Raw genomic sequence first — 15,084 nt, 5'->3', positions numbered from 1 at the left:
GCGGCCGGGCCTCCTCGTCAGGCGGTCAGCGGCGCGGGCAGCGGCTCGCGGTGCAGCACGGCCAGGCGGGAGACCGCCCGGGTCAGCACCACGTAGAGGCGGTGCAGCCCACGCGGCTCGGCGGCCACGATCGCAGCCGGCTCGACGACCACCACGTGGTCGTACTCCAGGCCCTTGACCAGCGTCGCCGGGACCACAGTGACGCGCGCCGCGGCCTCGACGTCGTCGGCCGTAGCGGTCTCGACGCCCGCGTCGGCGAGCGCCGCGCGGAGCCGGTCGACCGCGTCGTCCGCCGCGATCACACCGACCGAGCCGTCGTGCGCGAGCGCCGCCCGCACCTCGGCCACCGTCGCGGCCGTCAGGTCCTCGGCGGTACGCACATCGAGCGCGCCGTCGTTGCGCAGCGACCGGGCCGGGGGTACGTCGACGGCGAGCGCCGGCAGCAGCCGGTTCGCGAACGCCACCACGGCGGCGGGCACCCGGAAGCCCACGCTCAGCGGCACCACTGCCGCGTCCGGCTTGCCCAGGTGGGCCAGGGAGTCCCGCCAGTCGGTGGCCGCCCACGGCGCGGTGCCCTGGGCCAGGTCGCCGAGCAGCGTGATCGAGCCGTGCTCGCTGCGCCGGGCGATGGCCCGGCACTGCATCGGGGAGAGGTCCTGCGCCTCGTCGACCACCACGTGCCCGAAGCCGGCGGGCCGTTCCAGCAGCCCGGCCACCTCGTCGATGAGTACCGCGTCGGCGGCGGTCCACCGGGTCGCCTTCGCGGTGCGGCTGATCTTGCCGGAGCGGAACAGCTCCTGCTCCTCGGGCGTGAGCAGACCGTCCGCGGCGGCGGCGAGCGCGTCGGCGTCGGTGCGCAGCCGGTGCACCAGCCCGTCCGGGGTGAGCGCCGGCCAGACCGCGTCGAGCAGGTCGGTGACCGGCTTGATCCGGCTCATCCGGCGCAGCCAGGCGTCGCTCGGTGACTCCGCCCGGCGCGCCTCCGCCTGGCGTTGCAGCAGCCCCACCACCCGCGCCCGGACCCGCTCCCGGCCGGTGGCGTAGGGCAGCCCTTCCCCGCGGGTCTCGGTGACCAGCCGGTGCAGCGGGTCCAGCCCGATCCGCCACCGGTACGAGCCGTCCGACACCATGATCGGCTCGGTCGGCGTACCGATGTGGGCCTCGACGGCCCGGCGCAGCACCTCGGCCATCCGGACGTCGTGCTTGAGCGCGGCGGCGGCCGGGTCGTCGACCGCGCGGACCGGCACCCGCGCGACCAGGTCCTCCACTGTGGCCTGCTCGACCTCGACCTCACCGAGCGCGGGCAGCACCGCCGCGATGTACGACAGGAACGCCCGGTTCGGCCCGACGATCAGCACGCCCGAGCGGCGCAGCCGTTCCCGGTGCAGATAGAGCAGGTACGCGGCGCGGTGCAGCCCGACCGCCGTCTTCCCGGTGCCGGGAGCACCCTGCACGCAGATCGAGTCGGTCAGATCGGCCCGGACCAGCTCGTCCTGCTCCGGCTGGATGGTGGCGACGATGTCGCGCATCGGGCCGACGCGGGGGCGCTCGATCTCGGCGGTGAGGATGCGGCTGGCGGTGCCGAGTTCCTCGCCCCGGTCCAGGTGCTCGTCCTCGAAGCTGGTCAGCGTCCCGGCGCTGAACCCGAACCGGCGGCGTACGGCGACACCCTGCGGGTCGCGCGCGCTCGCCCGGTAGAAGGACCGGGAGACCGGGGCCCGCCAGTCCAGCACCAGCGGTTCGCCCAGCTCGTCGGTGACGTGCCGCCGCCCGACGTGGTACTCCCGCCCGGCGTGGTCCGGGTCGTCGCCGCCGAAGTCCAGGCGGCCGAAGAACAGCGGGGTGGTCGGGTCGTCGGCCAGCTCCTTGACCCGCCGGGCCATGTGCCGGCCGAGTTGCTCGGCTGTGTACGAGTCTCCGGCCACCTTGTCGCCGGTGGAGAAGAGCGCCTCGGCGCGTTCCCGCATCCGGGTCAGCGCGGCGCGGGAGGCGTCGAGGTGGGCACGCTCGGCGGCCAGTTCGGCGTCGAGGCTCGGTGTGGCGTCAAGGTCGGTTGCGGGCACGATGAACTCCGATGGCTCAACTGAGGCTCGCTCGCGTGTCCGGGGCGGTTGGCCTGCTCCCGGCGCGGGGACGTCCGCTGCGGTGCATGCTCACCGCGGCCGTCGGGCGGTCCTCCACGCTACGGGAGCACCGGCCGGTCACGCCAACGATTTTCGGGATGGCTGGCGTTTCGCTCGACCCGGCCTCCACCTTAATAATATTATTAAGTCCGGAGGTGGGGGATGGAGTGGGAGATCCTGATGACAGGGCAGGTGGAGGAGTTCCTCGATCAGCTCTACGTCCTCGACCGCGACTCCCATCGCCTCGTCAACCAGGCCATCCTGGTGCTGGAACGCAACGGGCCCGCCGAGGGGCGACCTCTCGTCGACAGCATCACCGCCTCGCGTCTGAGCAACCTCAAGGAGCTGCGACCGCCGTCGGCGGGGCGCACCGAGATCAGGATCCTGTTCGTCTTCGATCCATGGCGCTCAGCGGTGCTGCTGGTCGCCGGCGACAAGTCCGGGCAGTGGACACGGTGGTACCGCGAAGCCATACCGGAGGCGGAGCAGCTGTACGACACGTACCTGAAGGAACGGCAGGAGGAGAACCGATGAGCGGCGTCAAGCGCTGGCGTGACACCACCCACCTGGACCGGGCGATCGACACTGCCGGCGGCCCGCGCGCGTTCGAGGCCGAGGTCGGGGAGATGCTCGATCAGGCGCGTGGGTGGCGGCTCGCCGAGCTGCGCAAGCGGCGGGAGATGACGCAGGAGCAGGTGGCGTCGAGGATGGGTGTCTCGGTCGCCCGGGTCTCGCAGATCGAGGCGGGCAACGTCGCGACCCAGGAGGTGCTCGCGCGCTACATCGGTGCGCTCGGCGGCACCCTCAAGTTGATCGCCGACTTCGGCGACGAGCAGCTCAAGGTCGCCTGAATCCGATGGTTCCACCGCTGGATCCCGGCGTCCGCCGACGCGGGATCATTGAGGCATGACCGAGGCGCTTCCCGGCCGGAGCCGGGTGACGATCAGTGATCCGCAGGTGATGCGGGCACTCGCTCACCCGGCCCGCATGGCGATCATGGAACATCTCGGCACGCTGGAGGGCGGTGCGACGGCCACCGAATGCGCCGAGATCGCCGGCCTCTCGCCGAGCGCCACCAGCTATCACCTGCGCGAGCTGGCGAAGTTCGGGCTGGTCCAGCAGGCACCCGGGCGGGGTGACGCCCGGGAGCGGCTCTGGCAGGCGGTGAATCCGTCGTACCACGTCGAGGTGGGGCCGGACGCCGACCCGGAGGCGCGTGCCGCCGAGGCGGCCCTGGTCGAGGCGCACATGGTCCGCGACGCCCAGCGGGTCCGGGACTGGTTGCGCCGCGCGCCGGACGAGTCGCCGGAGTGGTACGCGGCGACCTGGTTCAGCGACAGCATGCTGCTCATGACCGCCGAGGAGCTGACCGAGCTGAACCAGGCGATCCAGGCGCTGATGGAGCCGTACCGGCGGCGGACCCGGACCGATCCGCCGGCCGGGGTCCGGCCGGTGGCGACGCAGTACCGGGCGATGCCCGTCGACTGAGGGGGTTGCGCGCGTCATTTGTGAAGGATTACTTTCGAAGTATGTCCTTCACAACTGACGAGTCGCGCTGGCCGGACGTCTGGCTCGCGGCCACCGCGCGCGGCATCTCCAGTTGCGGGGACTTCCTCGCCGCGGCCACGCTCACGCTCGCCCTCCAGTCCGCCGGCGCCGGCGGACTCGCCGTCTCCGGGCTGCTGCTCGCCGCGACGTTGCCGCTCGTGGTGCTCGCGCCGCTGACCGGCCGGCTCGCCGACCGGGTGGACAGCCGGCTGCTGCTCGTCGCCGCCGGTCTCGCGCAGGCCGCGGTCTGCCTGGCCCTCGCGTACGCGCGGGATCCGGTGCTGGTGATCGCACTCGTGGCGCTGCTCGCGACCGGGCTCGCGGTCACCCAGCCGGCGATCGCCGCGCTGGTGCCGGTGATGGTCCGGCCCGAGGACCTGCCCCGGGCGGGCGCGCTCAACCAGACCGCCGGGACGCTCGGCGCGCTCGCCGGTCCGGCGCTGGCCGGGCTGCTCGTCGGGCAGTTCGGCACCCGGGTGCCGCTGCTCGTCGACGCGTTCAGCTACCTCGCGCTGGTGGCGGCCGGGCTGCTCATCCGTACCCGCAGGGGAGGGCGCCGGACGCCGGCCGCGGTCGCCGCGGCGGTCGCGCCCGCGTGGCGGCTGCGCCGCGACCCGCTGCTGACGGTGATGGTCGGCAGCGTGGCCGCCGTGATTGGCGCGGTCGGCGCGGTGAACGTGATCGAGGTCTTCTTCATCCGGGAGACGCTCGGCAGCAGCACCACCGTGTACGGCCTGGTCACCGGCTCCTGGACGCTCGGCATCGTGCTCGGCGCGTGGCTGTTCGCCCGGGTCGCCCGCCGGCTCGCCGACGACGGCGCGCTGCTCGGGGCCGGGCTGGTGCTGCTCGGCGGCTGCTGCCTGGCGGTGCTCGTCTCGGCCGCGGTGCCCTCGGCCTGGCTGCTCGTGCCCATCTGGCTGGCGGGCGGCGTGGCAAACGGTGGCAACAACGTCTTCGACCAGTTGCTGCTGGCCCGGCGGGTGCCCGAGGCGTCCCGGGGTCGGGCGTTCGCGGTCTTCGGAGCGGCGGCGCAGGGGGCGGCGATGGGCGGCTACCTGGTCGGGGGCCTGCTGCTGGAGGTGGCCGGCCCGCGCGTCCTGATCGCCGGCTGCGGCGTGGCCGGCCTGCTGGTCGTGGTGGCGCTGCTCGGGCCGGTTCGCCGCGCGGTACGCGCCGAGCGCGCCGCCGCCCGTACGGCCACGCCTGCCGCCGTCTCCGTGGTGGCGAAGTCCGTCTGACCGCTGGTGTTAAGAAGGGGCCCTTCCTCTACCGGAGGCGTTAACAAGGGGCCCTTCCTTCCCGCCGGGTGCGGAGTTCACCACTCGATCGGATCCCCCGGCGGCGCGGCGGAAGCCACGGCGATACGGTCGGGTCATGGCCGACCGCATCGCCCGCCCCCGGGTGGGGCACATCCAGTTCCTCAACTGCCTGCCCATCTACTGGGGGCTGATGCGGTCCGGCGCGCTGATCGACGTCGACCTGCACAAGGACTCGCCGGACCGGCTAAGCGCCGACCTGGTCGCCGGTGACCTGGACATCGGCCCGATCACGCTGGTGGAGTTCCTCAAGCACGCCGACGACCTGCTGCTCCTGCCCGACCTGGCGGTCGGCAGCGACGGGCCGGTGCTCTCGGTGAACGTGGTGTCCACCCGCCCGCTGGGCGAGCTGGACGGCGCCCGGGTGGCGCTCGGCTCCACCTCGCGTACCGGGGTGCTGCTGGCCCAGTTGCTGCTCGCCGAGCGGCACGGCGTGCGCCCGGAGTACTTCCGCTGCCCGCCGGACCTGACCCAGATGCTGCTGGAGGCCGACGCCGGAGTGCTCATCGGCGACGTGGCGCTGCGCGCGCTCTACGAGGCGCCGGCCAAGGGTCTCGAGGTGACCGACCTGGGGCAGGCGTGGCACGACTGGACCGGCCTGCCGATGGTGTTCGCCGTCTGGGCGGTACGCCGCGAGTTCGCCGCCGCCCACCCGGGCCTGGTCAAGGAGGTGCACGAGGCGTTCCTGCGCTCGCGCGACCTGTGCCTGGCCGAGCTGGACCAGGTGGCGGAGGCGGCGGCCCGCTGGGAGACGTTCGACGCGGCCACGCTCGCCACGTACTTCCGGGCGCTCGACTTCTCGCTGGGCGAGCGGCAGGTGGCCGGGCTGCGCGAGTTCGCCCGCCGGGCGGCCGCGCACGGGGAGGTGCCGGCGCTGCCGGCCGGCGGCCCGGAGTTCTTCCAGGGCTGACCGAGAGGGATGGCCGCGCGGGCCGCGCGAGGGCCGGCCGCGCGGAGTCAGGCCGGGCGTGCCTGGGTCAGGTCGCGGGGCGCAGCAGCGCCTTGGTGATCCGTTCGCAGGCGTCCATGCCGTACTCCCAGCCGCCTTCGACGCCGAACGGGGTGCGCAGCATCACGCCCATCGTCCAGGTGTCGCCGATGGCCAGGCAGTTGACGTGGTACTCCTCTTCCTTGTCCCGGTCGATCCACCCGTTCTTGATGGCGATCTTCTTCTGCTGGGCCGCCGGGAACGCCTTGCGGATGCCGAAGTCGCCGGGGGCGCGTACCTGGCGCATCTCGTTGAGCAGCCACTTGGTCCACTTCGGCCCGGCCGCCCGACCGTCGTCGATGCAGAGACCGAGGCGCGCGGTGTCCCGAGGGGACAGCTCGGTGCGGCTCCAGCCGCCGTCGGAGGCGACCTCGCTGTCGGTCAGCCTGCAGATCGAGATCAGCCGCTCGATCGAGTCCGAGCCGCCGACGTTCTCGTAGAACTCCTGCGCCCGGGTGTTGTCGCTGTCCCGGATGATCTTCGTGGCGTCGGCCAGCTTCGCGTCGCTCGGCGTCCGGCCTTCCGCGGCGCTCAGGCGCAGGTAGTCGGCCACCACCCAGGACTTGATCAGGGACGCGGTGGTGCTCGTCTCGCCCATGTTCGCCGAGCCGATGATCTTCCCGGTGCGCTTGTCCAGGACGGACCAGGCGTACCAGCCCTTGATCTTGAGGCTGTCCAGGTTCTTCGCCTGGAACGGCAGCGGGGCGATCGACGGTGAGGGGGCGACACGCGGCGCGTTGCGGTCGACGGACTGCTGCGTGGACCGTTCGCTCGTCGGCTCGGGATGCGAGTTCGCGGTGGCCTCCAGCGGGGAGCCGGGGATCACACGCAGGGAGAGGCCGAGCAGGCCGACGAGGGCCGCAGCCAGGGCGCTGAACGCGAGCGGGCGCCGGTAGCTGCCGGGCCGACGCCGGGCACCGGCCATCAGAGCTTCCCGACCGGCTGTTGCGGCACCTTGAGCGCGGCGCCGGGCTGCGGCGCCACGAGCTGGGTGGCGACGGCGGCGCACATCTTCGCACCGTACGGCAGACCGGAGCTGCCCGGGTACCGCATCATCACGGAGAGACTCCACTTGTCGGTGAACGCCAGGCAGCTGACGTGCCAGTTGCCGTCGTAGGCGAGCTGCGTCCAGCCGTTCTTCATGTGCACCGGGCCCTGCGACTTGATCGTCGCCGGCAGGCCGTCGATGATGCCCCACCGGCCGCCGCCGGACCGCGCGCCCTGCTTGCTGACGCTGCCGGCCACCTTGGTCATCTCGCTGAGCAGCCACTTGGTCCACTTGGGGCCGGCGGCGCGGCCGTCGGCGATGCAGTCGCCGAGGCGGGCCGCGTCCCGGGGGGACATCTCGGTGAAGCTCCACCAGCCCTTGTAGTCGGGCACGCTGCCGGGCCTGGTGTCGGTCAGGCCGCAGATCTGGATCGCCCGCGCGATGACCGGGTCGGGCCGGCCGCCCGGCTGGGGCTTGTAGGAACCGCCCGCCGCCCGGTACACCGCGTTCGCGCCGTCGTCGTCGCTGTCCCGGATCGCCAGGATCGCCGCCTTCTTGAGCCCGGCGCTCGGCTGCTTGTCGCCGAGCTGGCGAAGGTAGTCCGCGATGATCCAGGCCTTGAGCATCGACTCGGTGGAGCTGGTCTGGTTCATGTTCTTCGCGCCGGTGACAGTGCCGGTCTCGCGGTCCATCAGGGCCCAGGAGAAGAACTCACCCTTGAAGTTCACCGACACCGGGGCGTCGGCGAGCGTCGGGGGCGCCGGCGCGGTCGGTGCCGGCGCCGGGACCTGCTCGCCGCCGCCGAGGCCGCCCGCGCCGTCTCCGCCGGAGAGCTTCGCGTACGCGGCCGGCACCAGCATGACGCCGCCGATGAGGACCGCCACGATGGCGAGCACCAAGGTCACGCGAGGTCGCATGAGTGGTGAGCTCCAGATGTCTGGCCGGGGGGACCGGCGCTTCCGCATGGGTTCGGCCCGGTCGCCACTAGGCCGGGGGACGGTGGCCTGAACGGTGACGATCATGAAGCCGAACGGTTTGCCGGTCGGAAGTCTACTTCCGGACAGCGCGGATGCCAGGTCTCGACACCCGTGACTTTGCCGGGTGGGCGGGATATTGAGCTGCTTTGCCGCTCTTGGGGGATTTCTGCGATTCGCAGTGATCGACATCACAGCCACCAGGGCCGATGGCGGCGTGCGCACGTCCGGTGACGCGAGGTGGCCCTCGAAACCTGTTACACCCTCTGGTGTCATTCGTGGCGAGCTGTAACACTGGCTGCATGTATGGCAACGACTTCGCCCCGCCGGAGGACGCTCCGGGCGGCGGCCTGCTCGGCGAGGTGGAGGCGGCGGAGGCGGCGCTGCGCGAGGCGGCGGCGCGCGCCCGGCGCGGTGGTCCGGCCCCGGACGAGGACGTCGAGGCGTACTTCGCCGACGTCATCAACGCGGACCAGAAGATCGAACCCCGCGACTGGATGCCCGAGGCGTACCGCAGGACGCTGATCCGGCAGATCGCCCAGCACGCCCACTCCGAGATCATCGGTATGCAGCCGGAGGGCAACTGGATCAGCCGGGCGCCCTCGCTCAAGCGCAAGGCGATCCTGCTGGCCAAGGTGCAGGACGAGGCCGGTCACGGCCTCTACCTCTACGCGGCCGCCGAGACGCTCGGGATCAGCCGCGACGAGCTGGTGGATCTGCTGCTCGACGGCCGGCAGAAGTACAGCTCGATCTTCAACTACCCGACCCTGACCTGGGCCGACGTGGGTGCGATCGGCTGGCTCGTGGACGGCGCGGCGATCGTCAACCAGGTGCCGCTGTGCCGCTGCTCCTACGGCCCGTACGCCCGGGCGATGATCCGGGTCTGCAAGGAGGAGTCGTTCCACCAGCGGCAGGGTTACGAGATCCTGCACACGCTGGCGCACGGCACCCCGGCGCAGAAGGCGATGGCCCAGGACGCGGTGGACCGCTGGTGGTACCCGTCACTGGCCATGTTCGGCCCGCCGGACGGCGACTCGACGCACAGCGCCCAGTCCATGGCCTGGAAGATCAAGCGTTTCTCCAACGACGAGCTGCGCCAGCGCTTCGTCGACATGTGCGTCGGCCAGGCGGAGGTGCTCGGCCTCACCCTCCCTGACCCGGACCTGCGCTGGAACGACGAGCGGCAGGCGTACGACTACACCCAGCCCGACTACGACGAGCTGATGCGGGTGATCAAGGGCAACGGGCCGTGCAACCGGGAGCGCATGGCGCACCGGCGCAAGGCGCACGCCGACGGCGCGTGGGTACGGGAGGCCGCCGCGGCGTACGCCGCGAAGCGGGCGGAACGAAAGGCGGTAGCGGCATGAGCAGCGCGTCCTCTCCCCTGTGGGAGGTCTTCGTGCGGGCCCGCCGTGGCCTGTCCCACACGCACGTCGGCAGCCTGCACGCCCCCGACGCCGAGCTGGCCCTGCGCAACGCCCGGGATCTCTACACCCGCCGCCAGGAGGGCGTCTCCATCTGGGTGGTGCCGGCGAGCGCGATCACCGCGTCCAGCCCGGACGAGAAGGACGCGTTCTTCGACCCGGCCGCCGACAAGGTCTACCGCCACCCGACGTTCTACGAGGTCCCCGAAGGGGCTGCGCACCTATGAGCCTGTTCGACTTCACGCTGGCCGTCGGCGACGACGCGCTCATCGCTGCGCAGCGCCTCGGTGAGTGGACCTCCCGCGCGCCCGAGATGGAGGAGGACATCGCCCTCGCCAACATCGCCCTGGACCAGCTCGGCGCGGCGCGGCTGCTGCTCACGTACGCGGGCGAGCTGGAGGGCGCGGGCCGCGACGAGGACGACCTGGCCTACCTGCGCGACGACCGCGAGTTCCGCAACTGCCTGCTGGTCGAGCTGCCGAACGGCGACTTCGGTGTGACCATGGCGAAGCTGTTCTTCCTGGCCGCGTACCAGTCGCCGCTCTACACGGCGCTGGCCGGCTGCGCTGACGAGCGGCTGGCCGCGGTCGGGGCGAAGGCGCGCAAGGAGTCGGCGTACCACCTGGACCACGCCTCGCTGTGGGTGAAGCGGCTCGGCGACGGCACCGAGGAGTCGCACCGGCGCATGCAGGACGCGGTCGACCAGGTGTGGCCGTACGTCCACGAGCTGTTCGCCCCGGACCCGGCGGCGCCGGTCGACCCGTCCACCCTTCGGGCCGACTTCGACGCCACCGTGTCCGCCGTGCTGGACGAGGCCACGCTGATCCGGCCGGAGACGGGCTGGGCGCCCGGTGGCGGCCGGGACGGCCTGCACACCGAGCACCTCTCCTACCTGCTCGCCGAGATGCAGGTGCTGCACCGCGCCCACCCCGGAGCGAGCTGGTGAGCGCGAGGAGTGCAGCGGAGCGGAGCCCCGCAGTCGCGAACGGAGGGTGGCGCTGGTGACCGACGCCAGGGCGGCCGCGGCGGCGGTGGTGGACCCGGAGATCCGCGTCATCACCATCGACGAGCTGGGCATCCTGCGCGCTGTCGACGAGGAACCGGACACCGGCCGGGTCGTCGTCACCATCACCCCCACCTACACCGGCTGCCCGGCCATGGACGTGATCCGGGAGGACATCCGCCGGGCGCTGGCCGCCGCCGGGCACCCGGACGCCGAGGTCCGCACCGTCTACCACCCGGCGTGGAGCACCGACTGGATCTCCGAGGCCGGCCGGGCCAAGCTCGCCGCCGCCGGCATCGCCCCGCCCGCGCCGCGCGGCGACGACACGGTGGTGCCGCTGACCCTCGCCGTACGCTGTCCGCGCTGCGGGTCGCCGGAGACCACCCAGATCAGCCGCTTCGGCTCCACCGCGTGCAAGGCGCTGTGGCGCTGCCGCTCCTGTTCCGAACCCTTCGACCACCTGAAGGCGCTGTGACTGTCACCATCACCCGGCCGGTGCGCCGCCGGCCGGTCTTCCATCCGCTGCCCGTCGCCTCCGTGGACCGGCTCACCGACGACTCGGTGTCGATCACGTTCGCGGTACCGGAGGAGCTGCGCGAGACCTTCGCGTTCTCCGCCGGGCAGCACCTCACCGTCCGCCGCCCGGCCGACGGCGACGGCGAGGAGGTGCGGCGGTCGTACTCGATCTGCTCCACCCCCGACGAGCTGGCCCGGCACGGCCGGTTGCGGGTCGGGGTGCGTGAGGTTCCGGGTGGGGCGTTCTCCGCGTACGCCTGCGGCGCGCTGCGCGGCGGCGACACCGTCGAGGTGCTGCCGCCGCTGGGCCACTTCACCTCCGCGTTCACCCCGGACCGGGCCCGCCGGTACGGCGCGGTGGTCGCCGGTTCCGGCATCACCCCGGTCCTCGGGCTGGCCGCGACCGCGCTGGCGACCGAGCCGCGCAGCACGTTCACGCTCGTGTACGGCAACCGCACGGCGAACTCGGTGATGTTCGCCGAGGAACTGGCCGACCTGAAGGACCGCTACCCGACCCGGCTGCACCTGGTGCACGTGCTGTCCCGGGAGATGGGCGAGTCGGCGCTGCTGTCCGGGCGGATCGACGCCGACCGGCTGACCCGGCTGCTCGACACCGTCGTACCCGGTGACGAGATCGAGGAGTGGTTCCTCTGCGGCCCGTACGGCATGGTGGTGGACGCCAAGGCGGTGCTCGCGGGTCGCGGCGTGCCGGACGCGGCGGTGCACACCGAGCTGTTCCACGTCGACGCTCCGCCGGAGCCGGTGCGGCGCGAGACCGACCGGCCCGGGACCGGCACCGAGGTGACGATCCTGCTGGACGGACGCTCGTCCAGTTTCACGATGGGCCGGGACGAGCGGGTGCTCGACGCGGCCCTGCGGGTGCGCGGCGAGTTGCCGTACGCCTGCAAGGGCGGGGTGTGCTCGACCTGCCGGGCCAAGGTGACGTCCGGTGAGGTGACGATGGCGCGCAACTACGCGCTGGAGCCCGACGAGGTGGCAGCCGGTTACGTGCTGACCTGCCAGTCCAGCCCGGTCACCGACGAACTCACTGTCGACTACGACGCCTAGCGGCGCCGCCGGTCAGAACACCACGGGCGGTGCCGTGGCGGCGCGGCCACGGGCCCGGCTGACGTGCCCGCGCCACCCGCCGACCAGCGCGAGCAGGGTCCATCCCGCCGCGCCGAGCACGAGCATGCCCCGCTTACCGGCCGGGTCCACGTCCTGCGCGTCGGCCAGTTCCACCTCGCCCCGCGGGTCGACGAGCACTGTCAGTCGCTGGCCGACCCGGTAGCCGGGGGAACTGCCCCGGTAGACCAGCGGCTCGTCGAGCCGGCCGGTGCCGCCCTGGAGGACGAACTCGTGCCGCTTGCCGACGGTCTGCACGTCGGTGATGGTCACCTGCTGGGCGACGCCACGCTCCCGAAGCACCGACTCCGGGGCGAGCTGCACGGTGCCCACCAGCACGAACAGCGCAGGCAGCACCGACAGCAGGGTCAGCCACCAGCCCCGGTGCAGCAGGCGCAGGCCGACCGCGAAGGCGAGGCACCCGACCAGAGCGACGGAGATCGGCACCGCGATCGGCAGTCCCACGGTGAGGTGGGCGACCACCGCGCTGACCGCGATCACGGCGAGGCCGAAGCCGACGAGCACGGCGGTCATGGTGAGGGACCAGAGGGCGGAGCGGGCGCCGGCCACGCGTACGGGGGTGGGCGGCGGCGATACGACTGGCACGCCGAGAGCGTAGGCGGGCGGCGCCAGCGCTCCGCTTCCCGCAGTGGCGTTTCGAGTCGACCGCCGTCCGTGACGCGTAGAACGTTACGTCCTACACTTGCCTCATGGAGCAGATCGCCGTCCGGGAGCTGAATCAGCACACCAGCCGGGTGCTGGCGCGGGTGCGCGCCGGTGAGACGGTCGAGGTGACCGATCGGGGTGAGCCGATCGCCCGCCTCGTCCCGGTGCTGGCCGGTGACGCGCTTCTCGGCCGGTTGGTGGCCGAGGGCCGGGCCACGGCCCCGACCACGACCGGCCCGGTCCCGATGCCGCCGGTGCTCGGGGATCCCACGGTGGACGCGGCGGCCGCGCTGGTCGAGGCGCGCGACGAGGAGCGCTGGTGATCTACCTCGACTCGGCGGCGGTCATCAAGATGCTGCGGCGGGAGGCGGAGACGGCGGATCTGCTCGGCTGGCTGAACGAGCGCGCCGGCACCGCCTTGGTGTCGTCGGCCCTGGTCGAGGTGGAGGTGCCACGGGCGTTGCGTCGCGCCGCTCCACAGGCGCTGGTGGGTGTGCCCTCGGTGCTGGGACGTCTCTACCGGGTCGAGATCGACGCCACGGTCCGGGCGACAGCGGGCGCGTATCCGGAGCCGATGCTGCGCAGCCTGGACGCCGTTCACCTCGCCACCGCCGAGATCCTGGCCCGGCAGGCGGCGGCCGAGTTCGTCGCGTTCGTCACGTACGACGAGCGGCTGCTGGAGGCGGCCAAGGCGATCGGGCTGCCAGTGGCCAGTCCGGGCATGCCCTGACCGGGTGGGTCTCTCGTCACCGGGTGAGGAGTGGCGTTTCCCGCCGTCGGGCCCGCGACGTACGCTCGGGGATGTGACGGCGAACCGGGAGATCGACGACATCCTGCAACGCGGCGCGGACGGCGGGCGGATCACGCCCGAGGAGGCGCTGCTGCTCTACACCGACGCGCCCTTCCACGCGCTGGGCGAGGCGGCCGACGCGGTACGGCGGCGCCGCTACCCGGACAACATCGTCACGTACCTGATCGACCGCAACATCAACTACACGAACGTCTGCGTGACGGCGTGCAAGTTCTGCGCGTTCTACCGGGCACCCAAGCACAAGGAGGGGTGGACCCACCCGACCGAGGAGATCCTGCGCCGCTGCGGCGAGGCGGTCGAGCTGGGCGCCACCCAGGTCATGCTCCAGGGCGGGCACCACCCGGACTACGGCGTCGAGTACTACGAGGAGTTGTTCTCCTCCGTCAAGAAGGCGTACCCGCAGCTCGCCATCCACTCGATCGGCCCGAGCGAGATCCTGCACATGGCGAAGGTCTCCGGCGTGAGCCTGGACGAGGCCATCGCCCGGATCAAGACCGCCGGCCTGGACTCGATCGCCGGCGCCGGCGCCGAGATGCTGCCGGACCGGCCGCGTAAGGCGATCGCGCCGCTGAAGGAGTCCGGCGCGCGCTGGCTGGAGGTCATGGAGCTGGCGCACCGGCAGGGCCTGGAGTCGACGGCCACCATGATGATGGGCACCGGCGAGACGAACGCCGAGCGCATCGAGCACCTGCGGATGATCCGCGACGTGCAGGACCGTACCGGTGGTTTCCGGGCCTTCATCCCGTGGACGTACCAGCCGGAGAACAACCACCTGAAGGGCCGCACCCAGGCGACCACGCTGGAATATCTGCGCCTGGTCGCGGTGGCCCGCCTGTTCTTCGAGACGGTGCCGCACCTCCAGGCGTCCTGGCTGACCACCGGCAAGGACGTCGGGCAGCTCGCGTTGCACATGGGCGTGGACGATCTCGGCTCGATCATGCTGGAGGAGAACGTCATCTCCTCGGCCGGCGCCCGGCACCGGTCCAACCTGCACGAGCTGATCGGCATGATCCGGTCGGCCGACCGGATCCCGGCCCAGCGGGACACGCTCTACAACCGGCTCGCGGTGCACCACACGCCCGCCGACGACCCGAGCGACGACCGCGTCGTCTCGCACTTCTCGTCGATCGCCCTGCCCGGCGGCGGTGCCGGGAAGTCGCTGCCGCTGGTCGAGGTCAACTGACCCGGTTCCGCCGTTCCGCCGTTCGGCCGGTCGGTGTCCGTCGTGCGGCCGGAGCTCCGCCCGTTTCCGGTGAAGCTTCGGCCGGGGGTCTTCACCTGCGTGATCACCGGCGGCTAGCCTGCCCGCGCGACACCACCGATCCGGGCCGCGAGCAGGCAGGTAACAGGTCGGCGGCGACCCGGGTGAGCACGGCCCGGTGAGCCGACGACGCCATTACGCTGGCGGCGTCCGTCGGACCGTCGTCCTCCATCGGCCCATGAGGGCCGTTCACATAACGCACCGCGGCAGGGGCGGGATGGGTGACCATCCCGCCCCTGCTGTCTGCCGGGATCGATGGGAATTCCCACCGCTGCGCGGTGGCGTGACGAGGCGTCGCTCCGGTACCGTCCGTTCGTTCGGTACGTGATCACGTGTCCCTA

At 72.3% G+C, this 15,084-nt stretch carries 17 protein-coding genes; 13 read left to right on the top strand and 4 right to left on the bottom strand.

All coding sequences use genetic code 11. The annotated features are described in order from the left end of the window. Positions 1-17: 17 nt before the first annotated feature. Positions 18-2,063, bottom strand: coding sequence for a HelD family protein (locus FHX31_RS28275; RefSeq protein ID WP_013283581.1), 2,046 nt, complete (start codon positions 2,061-2,063; stop codon positions 18-20). A 222-nt stretch (positions 2,064-2,285) separates the two neighbouring features. Here FHX31_RS28275 and FHX31_RS28270 point away from each other — a divergent pair, with 222 nt between their 5' ends. From FHX31_RS28270 to FHX31_RS28250, 5 genes are all read left to right on the top strand, one after another. Then, positions 2,286-2,657: a type II toxin-antitoxin system RelE/ParE family toxin gene (locus FHX31_RS28270; protein WP_013473543.1), complete on the top strand. Its 372-nt coding sequence runs from the start codon at positions 2,286-2,288 to the stop codon at positions 2,655-2,657. Then, positions 2,654-2,974: a helix-turn-helix domain-containing protein gene (locus FHX31_RS28265; RefSeq protein WP_030273570.1), complete on the top strand. Its 321-nt coding sequence runs from the start codon at positions 2,654-2,656 to the stop codon at positions 2,972-2,974. The genes FHX31_RS28270 and FHX31_RS28265 overlap by 4 nt, the downstream gene beginning before the upstream one ends. 55 nt (positions 2,975-3,029) lie before the next feature. Continuing rightward, on the top strand, positions 3,030-3,611 hold the full coding sequence (locus tag FHX31_RS28260) for an ArsR/SmtB family transcription factor (protein WP_013473545.1): 582 nt from the start codon (positions 3,030-3,032) through the stop codon (positions 3,609-3,611). Positions 3,612-3,652: 41 nt separating this feature from the next. Next, complete coding sequence (locus FHX31_RS28255; RefSeq protein WP_013473546.1) at positions 3,653-4,909, top strand: MFS transporter; 1,257 nt, start codon at positions 3,653-3,655, stop codon at positions 4,907-4,909. Positions 4,910-5,045: 136 nt separating this feature from the next. Next, positions 5,046-5,897 (top strand): menaquinone biosynthetic enzyme MqnA/MqnD family protein, encoded by an 852-nt coding sequence (locus tag FHX31_RS28250; RefSeq protein WP_013283584.1) that lies wholly within the window; start codon positions 5,046-5,048, stop codon positions 5,895-5,897. A gap of 67 nt (positions 5,898-5,964) precedes the next feature. On the opposite strand, the gene FHX31_RS28245 is transcribed toward FHX31_RS28250, so the two are convergent. Beyond that, positions 5,965-6,900, bottom strand: a complete 936-nt coding sequence (locus tag FHX31_RS28245; RefSeq protein WP_013283585.1) for a hypothetical protein — start codon at positions 6,898-6,900, stop codon at positions 5,965-5,967. Next, positions 6,900-7,880 (bottom strand): serine hydrolase, encoded by a 981-nt coding sequence (locus FHX31_RS28240; protein WP_013473547.1) that lies wholly within the window; start codon positions 7,878-7,880, stop codon positions 6,900-6,902. Before FHX31_RS28240 ends, FHX31_RS28245 begins: the two co-directional genes overlap by 1 nt. Before the next feature lie 359 nt (positions 7,881-8,239). On the opposite strand from FHX31_RS28240, the gene paaA reads away from it, so the two are divergent. Genes paaA through paaE form a run of 5 tightly spaced genes read left to right on the top strand, consistent with a single transcriptional unit; the run spans position 8,240 to position 11,948 of the window. After that, positions 8,240-9,304 carry a 1,2-phenylacetyl-CoA epoxidase subunit PaaA gene (paaA, locus tag FHX31_RS28235; RefSeq protein ID WP_013283587.1) on the top strand — a complete coding sequence of 355 codons (1,065 nt, stop codon included), beginning with the start codon at positions 8,240-8,242 and terminating at the stop codon, positions 9,302-9,304. Next, a complete protein-coding gene (gene paaB, locus FHX31_RS28230) occupies positions 9,301-9,588 on the top strand; it encodes a 1,2-phenylacetyl-CoA epoxidase subunit PaaB (protein WP_184977474.1) in 288 nt (95 codons plus the stop codon). Before paaA ends, paaB begins: the two co-directional genes overlap by 4 nt. After that, positions 9,585-10,307, top strand: a complete 723-nt coding sequence (gene paaC, locus FHX31_RS28225) for a 1,2-phenylacetyl-CoA epoxidase subunit PaaC (RefSeq protein WP_013283589.1) — start codon at positions 9,585-9,587, stop codon at positions 10,305-10,307. The genes paaB and paaC overlap by 4 nt, the downstream gene beginning before the upstream one ends. 55 nt (positions 10,308-10,362) lie before the next feature. Next, complete coding sequence (gene paaD / locus FHX31_RS28220; RefSeq protein ID WP_013283590.1) at positions 10,363-10,839, top strand: 1,2-phenylacetyl-CoA epoxidase subunit PaaD; 477 nt, start codon at positions 10,363-10,365, stop codon at positions 10,837-10,839. After that, positions 10,836-11,948 (top strand): 1,2-phenylacetyl-CoA epoxidase subunit PaaE, encoded by a 1,113-nt coding sequence (gene paaE / locus FHX31_RS28215; RefSeq protein WP_114919291.1) that lies wholly within the window; start codon positions 10,836-10,838, stop codon positions 11,946-11,948. Before paaD ends, paaE begins: the two co-directional genes overlap by 4 nt. 12 nt (positions 11,949-11,960) lie before the next feature. Here paaE and FHX31_RS28210 read toward each other — a convergent pair whose 3' ends face one another. After that, positions 11,961-12,611 (bottom strand): hypothetical protein, encoded by a 651-nt coding sequence (locus tag FHX31_RS28210; protein ID WP_240638500.1) that lies wholly within the window; start codon positions 12,609-12,611, stop codon positions 11,961-11,963. A 104-nt stretch (positions 12,612-12,715) separates the two neighbouring features. Between FHX31_RS28210 and FHX31_RS28205 the strand changes: the two genes are divergently transcribed. The 3 genes from FHX31_RS28205 (at position 12,716) to mqnC (ending at position 14,665) form a co-directional block, all read left to right on the top strand. Further along, entirely contained in the window at positions 12,716-12,994 is a 279-nt protein-coding gene (locus FHX31_RS28205; RefSeq protein ID WP_013283593.1) for a type II toxin-antitoxin system Phd/YefM family antitoxin, read from the top strand. Continuing rightward, positions 12,991-13,401 carry a type II toxin-antitoxin system VapC family toxin gene (locus FHX31_RS28200; RefSeq protein WP_013473551.1) on the top strand — a complete coding sequence of 137 codons (411 nt, stop codon included), beginning with the start codon at positions 12,991-12,993 and terminating at the stop codon, positions 13,399-13,401. Before FHX31_RS28205 ends, FHX31_RS28200 begins: the two co-directional genes overlap by 4 nt. A 73-nt stretch (positions 13,402-13,474) precedes the next feature. Continuing rightward, entirely contained in the window at positions 13,475-14,665 is a 1,191-nt protein-coding gene (gene mqnC / locus FHX31_RS28195) for a cyclic dehypoxanthinyl futalosine synthase (protein WP_013283595.1), read from the top strand. Positions 14,666-15,084 lie beyond the last annotated feature (419 nt).

The organism is Micromonospora sp. CNZ286, from assembly GCF_014207755.1.
The sequence above is the reverse complement of the archived record's forward strand: the minus strand, read 5'-3'. Positions and strand labels throughout refer to the sequence as shown.